Source organism: Leucobacter sp. M11 (assembly GCF_035726885.1).
Classification (GTDB): domain Bacteria; phylum Actinomycetota; class Actinomycetes; order Actinomycetales; family Microbacteriaceae; genus JAPFRB01.
The window spans coordinates 1-9096 of sequence record NZ_JAPFRB010000006.1; the positions used below are offsets into that span (position 1 = coordinate 1).

Consider the following 9096-nt stretch of genomic DNA (forward strand, 5'->3'; position numbering starts at 1 on the left):
GCGGTGACGGTGAGGAGGGTGTCGAGGGCGTGTTGGAGGCCCGCGAAGGTGAGGGGCACCGTGATCGTCTCGGCGTGCTCCACGGCAGCGGTGTGGGGCTGGTGCGCATCCGGGGTCCCGGGCGCCGCGGACCCCGCGGCGGGTGCCGCGGGCGGGGGGTGGGGGTGGCCGGGTTTCCGATTCATGCCCACAGAGTAAGGGGGACCACCGACAACGCAGCATTACCAAAAATCCGGTGCTGTACGGAGCCCCGGGCCAGCCGGGACCCGGCTTCCCTGCGGTTCAGGAGCCGCGCGAATCCGGGGCCGGCCGCGGGGTCATGGAGCCGTCGGAACTCCTCGGAGGAACCGAGGACCTGGGCGCTGTTTCTGCGGGGCTTGAGTCCGAGGTCGTGCCGGCAAAGAAAAATGCATACCCGAGTGAACGGCTGTCTATTGCGCACAAGGCGTCCCGGTGCCTTTTCGGGCGGTGAACTCGCGTTCTTGTCAATCCGGCGTGTGTGGCCGTGCAGCGATTGCGGTTCAGGCTCAGCGGTGTTTGTTCCGCTCCGGGGGAAAGAGGTGCGGATGCTCCGTGGTAATTGTCTCGAGGGCGGCTCTGAAAGCGGTGACCCTAGCGAGTAAGCGTGTCGAGCGGGGAATCGTGAGCCAGTAGCTACGCCGAACCGAAATCTGGTCCGGGAGCACCTGGCGAAGCTCGGGTTCGCCCTCGCCGATATAGGTCGGGAGGAGCGCGATGCCGAGTCCCGCTCGAACCGCGCTGAGATGCCCCGAGATGTTGTTCGTCTGGATCATGGCTCGAGACCCTGGGACGAGCGCATCGATCAAGCGCAGCGGTTCCACATCGAGTAGCGCATCGATGTACCAAATGATGGTGTGGTCCCTCCGGAGGTCTTCGAGCCCGCCCGGAGTAGCGTGCTTCTCCAAGTAAGAGTGACTTGCGTAGCACCTGAGTTCGTAATCGGTGAGGTGCTGGACCTCCGCTGACGCGCTCGAGGGTCGCTCCAGCGTAATCGCGGCGTCAAAATCCCGTTCCAGGGTTGCTGAGTGCCGAGTCGAGGTTGAGACCTCAAGGCGAAGAGTCGGGTGCTCCTCATGAAACGCTTGTAGCCCGGGTAAGAGCAGGTAGGCCCCGAAACCGTCCGTGGTGATGACCCGGAGTGATCCGGAGAGCTCACCTCGCTTCGAGGAAACCTCTTCCACAGCCGTCATGAACTCTGAGTCGATGGATTCCGCGTAGGGGACCAAGCGGGTGCCTGCCTCGGTCAGCGTCCAGCCGCCCCGCCCGCGGTCAAACAGACGAGCGCCAAAGGAGTCTTCAAGCTTGCTTAATCTGCGGGACACCGTGGTTTCGTCAAGGGAAAGACGCAAAGCCGCTCCTCTGAGGGTTCCCGCTCGGACAAGCTCGAGAAAGATCGTGATGTGGTCAAGCAACGCTGCTTCCCTCCCGAAATTTTATAACTGCAACTCTGCAGTGAACACTGCGGTATTGGCCGTTGAAGCTGTGTTCTTATCCCAGCATAATCGGATGGCATCGGAGAGATTCCTCCGATGCGAATGAAAGAGGAGCCCCTCGAGCAATGGTGCATCACATTAGTGTCCCCCCGATCCTCAGAATCGGTGGGGGAGCCCTCAACGACATCTGTGAGGTGGTGGCTCAGGTCGGCGCCGCACGGGCGCTCATCGTCACCGATCGGTTTCTGACGACCTCGGGGGTTCCGGAGCGGATTCGCGGGCTGTTGGGCGACGCGGGTATTCCCACGGAGATCTTTGACGGGACCGTCCCGGACCCCACGACGGATTCACTCGAGGCGGGCCTGTGTTCCATCCAAGAGCACGGGGCTGATGTGCTGATTGCGCTTGGGGGAGGGAGCCCGATCGACAGCGCGAAGGCCCTGGCGGTGCTCAGTCTGCACGGGGGTGAGATGCGCGATTTGAAAGCGCCGATCTCGTATCGGGGACCGGCGTTGCCGATTATCGCGATTCCCACGACGGCCGGCACGGGATCGGAAGCCACCCAGTTCACGGTGATCACGGACGCCATGACCGGGGAGAAAATGCTCTGCGGGGGCCCTTCCTACCTGCCCAGAGCAGCGATCGTTGACTATGAGCTCACGGTCAGCATGCCGAGCCGGCTCACTGCTGACACCGGGCTCGATGCGTTGACGCACGCTGTTGAAGCCTACGTGAGCAGCCGGTCTATGGGATTCACGGATGCGCTCGCGCTGCACGCAATCCGTCAGATCGGTCGGAGTCTGCGACGTGCCGTGGACGACGGCGAAGATTCGCTCGCGCGTGCCGAGATGATGGAGGCCGCTACACTCGCTGGGATCGCCTTCTCGAACGCCTCCGTTGCCCTGGTGCATGGGATGAGCCGCCCCCTGGGTGCGAAGTTTCATATTGCGCATGGCATGGCGAACGCGATGCTGTTTGCGGAGGTCACCGAGTACTCGCTCGACAGTGCGCTGCCCAGATATGCGGACTGCGCTCGTGCCCTGGGGGTAAGTCATTCCGCGGACTCGAACGAGGCGGCGGCGTCCGCGCTCGTTCGTGAGCTGTACAAGCTACGGAACGAACTCGGTGTGCCCTCGCCGGAGCAACTCGGCATCGCCCGCGTGGACTGGGACCGAGCCGTGCCAGAAATGGCTGCCCAAGCACTCGCTTCCGGTTCGCCAGCGAACAACCCCAGAATCCCGACGCAGGAGGACGTCGAAGCGCTCTTCCTGAGCATGTATTCCCCCCGGGGGTAGACAGAGACGTGTACCCCGTGCGATTCGCCTCGTTCCCGGACGCTGAACCGGTACCTCGCGGAACGCCAGACCAAGAAAGGGATCTACCCATGGCATTCAAGGATGCGTTCAAGAGTCCAGCGACGTCGCTGGACGACCAAATGGAGAGCTACGCGACGAAGCGTGTGCCCCAGACCCAGCGATGGCCAGCTTTCGCGATTCTGCTGATTTTGACCGGGAACGTCACCGCAATGTTCTGGTTCACACTCGGTGGCCAAATTAGCTTCCTCGTCGGCTGGCCGAACATGCTGCTCCCACTCACATACCTCGTGGTGATGTCGACTATTCTGGGAGCGCTCGTGATGAGGATCGCCTCGAAAGAGGGGCTGAGCCTGGTCCTCCTCACTCGCGGGCTGGGGTTTGGCGCCAAGGGCTCGGCGATTGCCTCCTTTGTGTACGGCATTAACTACATCTTCTATTTCATTTTTGAGGGCAGTATTGTTTCGCACGCCCTCAGCCAATACTTCGGCATCGGTCAGAGCTCCGGGACCGCCAGTGTGATCTTCGCCCTGGTGGGTGCGGCTGCCCTGTTCTTTGCCTGGCGCGGCATGCACTCGATGAATATTCTGCAGCGCTTCGGGATGCCGATCTTCATCGGACTCTTTATCGTCGGCATGTTTATGCTCGCCGACGGCTACGCCATAGCCGGTCCCGGAGAGTGGGTCTCGCTTTCGCCGGACGACCCAACGGTGATGTGGCAGGCGTTCTCGCTCGTCAACGGCCAGATCGTGTTCCAAGCGCTGCTGGCGACGGACTACGGACGATTCTCCCGGCCCAAGATCGGCTACCGGGGTACCGCCGGCATCATGTTCGGCGAAATGATCATGATCGCAATCGTGATGGTTCTCGGTTCAATGCTTGCCTACACCCTGTTGCCGACGCTCACTCAGGAAAACCCCCAACTCTGGGCGACCGACCCGGGGTTTGTCTTTGCCCTGGTCATGGGGTTCATTGGGGTGGTGTTTACCATCATCACCCAGATCAGAATCAACGTGATGAATTTGTACTCGGGTTCACTCGCCTTCGCAAATACTTGGGACGCGTTCGCCCGGCGGCCGATCCGGCGGGGCTGGTGGATGGTCGGGATTCTCGCGCTCGGCATCGTGCTCTATCCCATCAACATTCTGCAGTACACCGGGACCTTCCTTGCGGTCACCGGAATTATGACCAACACGTGGATCTTCATCCTGCTCGCTGATTACTTCGTCTGCCGGAAGATGCTGCGGTACGCATCGGTGGAAAAAATCGAGTACCAGGATCATGAGGTCCGGAAGTGGAACCCCTGCGGCATTATTGCCATGTTGGTGGCCGTCTTGGTCGGCGCCGCAGGCGTGATCGGGATCTACCCCGTGTACTACGCCTCGTTCGTGGCCATGCTGGTGGGGCCGATTATCCACGTGGTGTTGACGGTCGCAACCCGGGGTCGCTTTTACCGGGTGGTCTCCGACACGATTCCCGCTACCGTTACTCAGGGAAAGGAATAACCGACATGACGCTTCACGGTATGGAGTTCGAGTCGCTCGCCTCGGTCTCAGGAAAAATTGTTGCCAGAGAGCTCAGCGCTGTGGAACTGACCGAGTTCATGCTGAATCGGATTTCCGCTGTGGATCCGATCTTGGGGGCATTTTCGACGGTTGACGTGGCTGCCGCGCAAATCGCTGCTGCTCGCAGTGACGCGGAACTTGCAGCGGGGAACTGGCGGGGACCGTTGCACGGAGTCCCCGTCGCGATCAAGGACATCTACGCGGATGAGGGACAACCGTTTGAGGTCGGGATGCCGAGCCGGATCGGCTTGATTGCTGATCAGACGGCGACGGTGGTCAACCGGCTCCGGGGCGCTGGAGCAATTATCATTGGCCGGGTGCACACGACGGAGGGCGTGTACGGTGAACACACCGCGCCGTTCGTGGCGCCACGGAATCCCTGGGGCCTGGACCGGTGGGTGGGTGTTTCCTCGAGCGGGAGCGCATCCGCCGCCGCCGGTGGGCTCGCCTTCGCCACGCTCGGATCGGACACCGGAGGCTCGATTCGGATGCCCTCTGCCGCGAACGGCGCAACCGGCCTGAAGCCGACGTGGGGCCGCTGCAGCCGTTTCGGGGCCTTCGAACTCGCCGGAACCCTGGACCATGTCGGACCGATTACTCGGTCAGCTCGTGACGCCGGAATCGTCCTCGAAGCCATCGCCGGCTTCGATCCGCTTGACCCGACCTCGCTGACCTCGAGCGTCGCGGGGCTGGGCGATCGTATGCCCGCTGATCTCAGTGGCGTGCGGATCGGCGTTGACGTCGACTGGGCACTGACGGATGTTTCGGAAACCGTTCGGGCGAGTATGCTTCGTGCTCTGCGCGATTTTGAGGCCCTCGGCGCGCAGATCGTGCCGCTTGTGTTCCCAGATCCGGAGCAGATCAACGAGGACTGGTTCGTGGTGTGCGGGGTGCAGACCGCCCTCGCGCACGGTGAATGGTTCGAAACGCACGAAGAAACGTACGGGAACGCGCTTCGCGAGCTGATCACACTGGGGCGCGCCACCTCCGCGCTGGAATACCAGCGCGTGCTCAAACGACGAGCTGACTTCACCGGTCGGGTGGTGCGTCTGCTCGAGTCGGTTGACGCCATGTTTATCCCCGGGCTCCCGTATGAAGCCCCGCTCGCCAAGGACACCGTGCAGATGGGAGAGCAACAGTTGTCTGAGGTGCACCGGTACACGGTGCCCTTCACGATGAGCCAGGTACCGACGATCACGTTCCCGATCGGATTCACGCCAGAGGAGACCCTGCCCGTTGCCGGGCAGCTCGTTGGGTCTCCGGAGAGTGAAGAGCGGCTGATCCGGATCGCGAGTGCCTTCCAACACGTTACGGATCACCACGCGAAGCACCCGGAGCTGTGACACTCCGCCGCCCTCCTCGTCGCCGGATCGCCTCCCACGCGAGGAGGGCGCACGAACCGCTGGGGACATCGCCCGTTCTGGTGCGGGCGGTGCCCCTCGGTCGTGCCTGAGCGGGAAGGGTTCCCCGCGCTTCCGATCCCCGGCACCCCAGGCGATGAACGGTGAGTCCGATTTGATGCCGCCCGTCCTGCGGGTGCCGCGTCTCCGGGCGCTCAGGAGCCGCGCGATACCGCGGCTGGCCGCGCGGTGCTGGCGGCCACCACGTAGACGACGAGGCCGATCAGGGTCATGCCCGCGGCGGCGAGGTTGACGGCGCTGTAGCTGTGGCTCGCCGCCAGGACGATGCCGCCGAGCAGGGAGCCGATCGTGATCCCCGCGCCGAGCGCCGCGGTGTTGGCCGTGCCGACGAGGGGTGACGCGGAGCCGGCGAAGCGGAGCACGAAGGTCTGCAGGGGCGTGAGCAGGCCGAAGCCGCAGGCCCCGAGCACAAAGAGCAGGGGGATCACGGCGGCCGGGGTGGCCGCGCCCCACGCGAGGCCGAGCAGCGCGAGGGTGAGCGCGATCAGGAGCGTGATGGTGGTCGGGACGAGCGCGCGGTCGGCGGCCTTTCCGGCAGCCCAGTTGCCCACCACGAGCCCGGCCCCGTAGATCCCGAGCAGCCAGATCACGTCCTGGCTAGCGAAGCCGGTCACGCCGGTGAGGAGCGGCTCGATAAAGGTGAAGGACGCGAACAGCCCCCCGAAGCCGATCGCGGTCGCGCCGAGCGCCACCCAGAGCCGCAACCGGGCGAAGGGGCGCAGGCTCTCCCGGAGGGAGGGCGGCGCGAACTCCCGGTCCCGCGGGATGAGGGTGGCGATCCCGGCGAGGCTCGCCACGCTGATCGCGGTCACGATGAGGAACGCGGCCCGCCACCCCCACGCCTGCCCGACGAGGGTGCCCAGCGGCATCCCGAGCAGCATGGCCAGGGTGAGCCCCGAAAACACCAGCGCGATCGCACTGGCCTGCCGCGTGGCGGGGACGAGCTGTGAGGCCGCCACCGAGGCCACCCCGAAAAAGGCCGTGTGTGACCAGGCGGTCGCGAAGCGGCTGGCGAGCAGAAAGCCAAAGGTTGGGCTGAGCGCCGCCAGGAGATTCCCGACGCTGAAGAGCGCGAGCAGGACCAGCAGCACCCGTTTCGTGGGCATCCGCAGCAGCGCCAGCGCGAGCAGGGGGCCGCACATCTGCCCAATCGCGTAGGCGGTGGTGACCAGCCCGGCCTGCGGGATCGACACCCCCAGCTCGGCCGAGAGCTGGGAGAGGAGACCGTTGGTGAGGAACTCGGTGGAGCCGATGGCGAAGGCACCCGCGGCAAGCACCAGGAGGGCAAGAGGCATGGCGAGAAACGCTCCCTTTCTTCGGCCAGCGCGGGGCGGGCCGATGGACGAACGACGACGCCCCTCAGTCCACCGGACCCCGGCGGCGTGTGCCAGACACGGGTCGTTCCTACGACCGGCGTTCCTGCCCCTGACAGGGACACCCTCGCCCACCGGTTTTTCACCCCGGCTGGGTACCCTGGGGTCATGGCAGAACCGAGTCAGCTCGGCGCGTACCTGACCCAGCGGCGCGCGAGCGTTTCCCCAGAGCACTATGACATTCCCGTGCACCCCGGCAGGCGGGTCGCCGGTCTCCGCCGGGAAGAACTCGCCCACCTCACCGGGGTGAGCGTCGCCTACTACACCCGCCTGGAACAGGGCACCAGCGTCAACGCCTCCGAGCAGGTGCTGAGCGCGCTCGCGCGGGTGCTGCTCCTCGACGCTGACGAGACCGCCCACCTGTTCAACCTGAGCCGCTCCGCGACGAAGCCGCGAAACCGACGCCCGCACCGCGAACAGGCCTCCGCCTCCATGCGGGAGCTGATCGCGGCCATGCCCGAGGTGCCCGCGCTCGTCCTCGGGCGGCGCAACGACGTCCTGGCGTGGAACCCCCTCGGGCACCGGCTCATCGCCAGCCACCTCGACGTGGGCAGCCCCGAGACCCCCGCGCAGCGACCCTCAACGACCCGGATGCTGTTCCTCGACCCGCACGCCCGGGCGCAGGAGGCGGACTGGGAACACTACGCAAAAACCCACGTCGCCTACCTGCGCATGGTCAGCGGCCGGTACCCCGACGACGCGCTGCTCACCGAGCTGATCGGGGAGCTCACGATCAACAGCCCCGAGTTCGCGCGGTTCTGGGCCAGCGGCAACGTCCGGGAGTGCACCGAGGGCCAGCGCGCGCTCGAGCACCCCGAGGTGGGCCGGATCGAACTGACCTATCAGGTGCTCACCCAGCCGCGCACCCCGGACCTGCGCATCGAGTTCTACACGACCGAGGCCGGGAGCCCCAGCCGAGACGCCCTCGCGCTCCTGGCCAGCACGCTCACGGAACCCGAGTCGCGCCCGGCCCGGCACGAGCCCGCCTGAGCGGAGGCTTCTTCCCGCGACTCGATGGCGCGGCGGGCTCCGCTTAGCCGACGGTGTCGAGGACGAGCGGGGCGGTGAACACCGTGCCCGCGACCTGGAAATCGAGGAAGAGCAGGTACCGGCCGGAAGTGGGCGCGGTGACCTCGAAGGTGATGAGCGGCCCCGAGGTGTCGCCGGGCTGGGGTGTCTCGCCGTGCGGGTGGGCGTGCAGGTAGGCGAGGTCGCCGTCGCGCAGGGCGACGAGGTGCCCGAACGCGCCGAGGTAGGGTTCGAGACTCGTGACTGGCTCGCCGTCGCGGCTGACCGTGAAGCGCAGCTCGCTGCCCCGGCCCGGGGTGAGGGTTCCGTGCACCGCGACGTCGTAGCCGCCCGTGGTGGTCTCGGCTCGGGGCGTCGCGGCCTGGGGGGTCTCCTCGCCCGTGGCCTCGACCGTGGTGGAGAGGGTGAGCCCCGCGCCCGTGGCGCTCGGAATGAAGTCCGCGAAGACACGGTAGGTGCCGGGCGCGTCCCACGCCCACGGCAGGGACCAGGTGCCCTGCTCGTCCAGGACGGGATGCACGTGGCGGAAGTGTGCGCCGTCGCTCCGGGCGACAATGAGGTGCAGCTGCTTGTCGTGCTGCTCGGCGAAGTCGGTGACCGCTTCGCCGTCGGGGCCGGTGATTTCGAAGGCGAGCGTGCCCGGTTCCCCGGGGCTCCCCGGCGCGCGCACCGCGCCGAGCTGATAGCCGCCCTCGGCCCGTGCGAGGCCCAGGGTCGCGGAGCCACCGTGCCCGGCGTGCGGGTCGTGTCCCGCAGCGCCCCCGTGCCCGGCGTGCTCGGTGTGCCCGGGCTGAACGTCGTGTCCGGCGTGCGCAGCGCTCTCGGCGTGCTCGGTGTGCTCAGGGTGACCGCGGTGCTCAGCGTGATCGTGGTGCTCGGCGTGCGGGTCGTGGCGTGCGGTGTTCATGGGGACTCCTTCGGGGTGACGTTCGGTGGGTGTT

General features: G+C 65.9%; 8 protein-coding genes. 4 read left to right on the forward strand and 4 right to left on the reverse strand.

Annotated features, from left to right (window positions below; genetic code table 11):
* Positions 1–185 (reverse strand): hypothetical protein (locus tag OOT08_RS17015; RefSeq protein ID WP_442916279.1); only part of this gene is annotated, 185 nt, incomplete at its 3' end.
* A 342-nt stretch (positions 186–527) separates the two neighbouring features.
* Positions 528–1433, reverse strand: coding sequence for a LysR family transcriptional regulator (locus tag OOT08_RS17020; RefSeq protein ID WP_325094030.1), 906 nt, complete (start codon positions 1431–1433; stop codon positions 528–530).
* A gap of 146 nt (positions 1434–1579) precedes the next feature.
* Between OOT08_RS17020 and OOT08_RS17025 the strand changes: the two genes are divergently transcribed.
* The 3 genes from OOT08_RS17025 to OOT08_RS17035 all read left to right on the forward strand — a co-directional run bounded on the left by OOT08_RS17025 (position 1580) and on the right by OOT08_RS17035 (position 5675).
* Positions 1580–2749 (forward strand): iron-containing alcohol dehydrogenase, encoded by a 1170-nt coding sequence (locus OOT08_RS17025; protein ID WP_325094031.1) that lies wholly within the window; start codon positions 1580–1582, stop codon positions 2747–2749.
* Positions 2750–2838: 89 nt separating this feature from the next.
* Positions 2839–4272 carry a purine-cytosine permease family protein gene (locus OOT08_RS17030; protein WP_325094033.1) on the forward strand — a complete coding sequence of 478 codons (1434 nt, stop codon included), beginning with the start codon at positions 2839–2841 and terminating at the stop codon, positions 4270–4272.
* Positions 4273–4277: 5 nt separating this feature from the next.
* Positions 4278–5675 (forward strand): amidase, encoded by a 1398-nt coding sequence (locus tag OOT08_RS17035; RefSeq protein WP_325094034.1) that lies wholly within the window; start codon positions 4278–4280, stop codon positions 5673–5675.
* Between the two features lie 212 nt (positions 5676–5887).
* Here OOT08_RS17035 and OOT08_RS17040 read toward each other — a convergent pair whose 3' ends face one another.
* On the reverse strand, positions 5888–7048 hold the full coding sequence (locus OOT08_RS17040; RefSeq protein WP_325094035.1) for an MFS transporter: 1161 nt from the start codon (positions 7046–7048) through the stop codon (positions 5888–5890).
* Positions 7049–7234: 186 nt separating this feature from the next.
* Here OOT08_RS17040 and OOT08_RS17045 point away from each other — a divergent pair, with 186 nt between their 5' ends.
* A complete protein-coding gene (locus tag OOT08_RS17045) occupies positions 7235–8116 on the forward strand; it encodes a helix-turn-helix transcriptional regulator (protein ID WP_325094037.1) in 882 nt (293 codons plus the stop codon).
* A gap of 43 nt (positions 8117–8159) precedes the next feature.
* On the opposite strand, the gene OOT08_RS17050 is transcribed toward OOT08_RS17045, so the two are convergent.
* Positions 8160–9062, reverse strand: a complete 903-nt coding sequence (locus OOT08_RS17050; protein ID WP_325094038.1) for a heavy-metal-associated domain-containing protein — start codon at positions 9060–9062, stop codon at positions 8160–8162.
* Positions 9063–9096 lie beyond the last annotated feature (34 nt).

Excerpts from the sequence above, each read along its gene's own strand:
- OOT08_RS17035 (WP_325094034.1), top strand. The coding sequence starts at position 4,278 with ATGACGCTTCACGGTATGGAGTTCGAGTCGCTCGCCTCGGTCTCAGGA.
- OOT08_RS17050 (WP_325094038.1), bottom strand. The coding sequence starts at position 9,062 with ATGAACACCGCACGCCACGACCCGCACGCCGAGCACCACGATCACGCT.
- OOT08_RS17045 (WP_325094037.1), top strand. The coding sequence starts at position 7,235 with ATGGCAGAACCGAGTCAGCTCGGCGCGTACCTGACCCAGCGGCGCGCG.
- OOT08_RS17030 (WP_325094033.1), top strand. The coding sequence starts at position 2,839 with ATGGCATTCAAGGATGCGTTCAAGAGTCCAGCGACGTCGCTGGACGAC.
- OOT08_RS17025 (WP_325094031.1), top strand. The coding sequence starts at position 1,580 with ATGGTGCATCACATTAGTGTCCCCCCGATCCTCAGAATCGGTGGGGGA.
- OOT08_RS17040 (WP_325094035.1), bottom strand. The coding sequence starts at position 7,048 with ATGCCTCTTGCCCTCCTGGTGCTTGCCGCGGGTGCCTTCGCCATCGGC.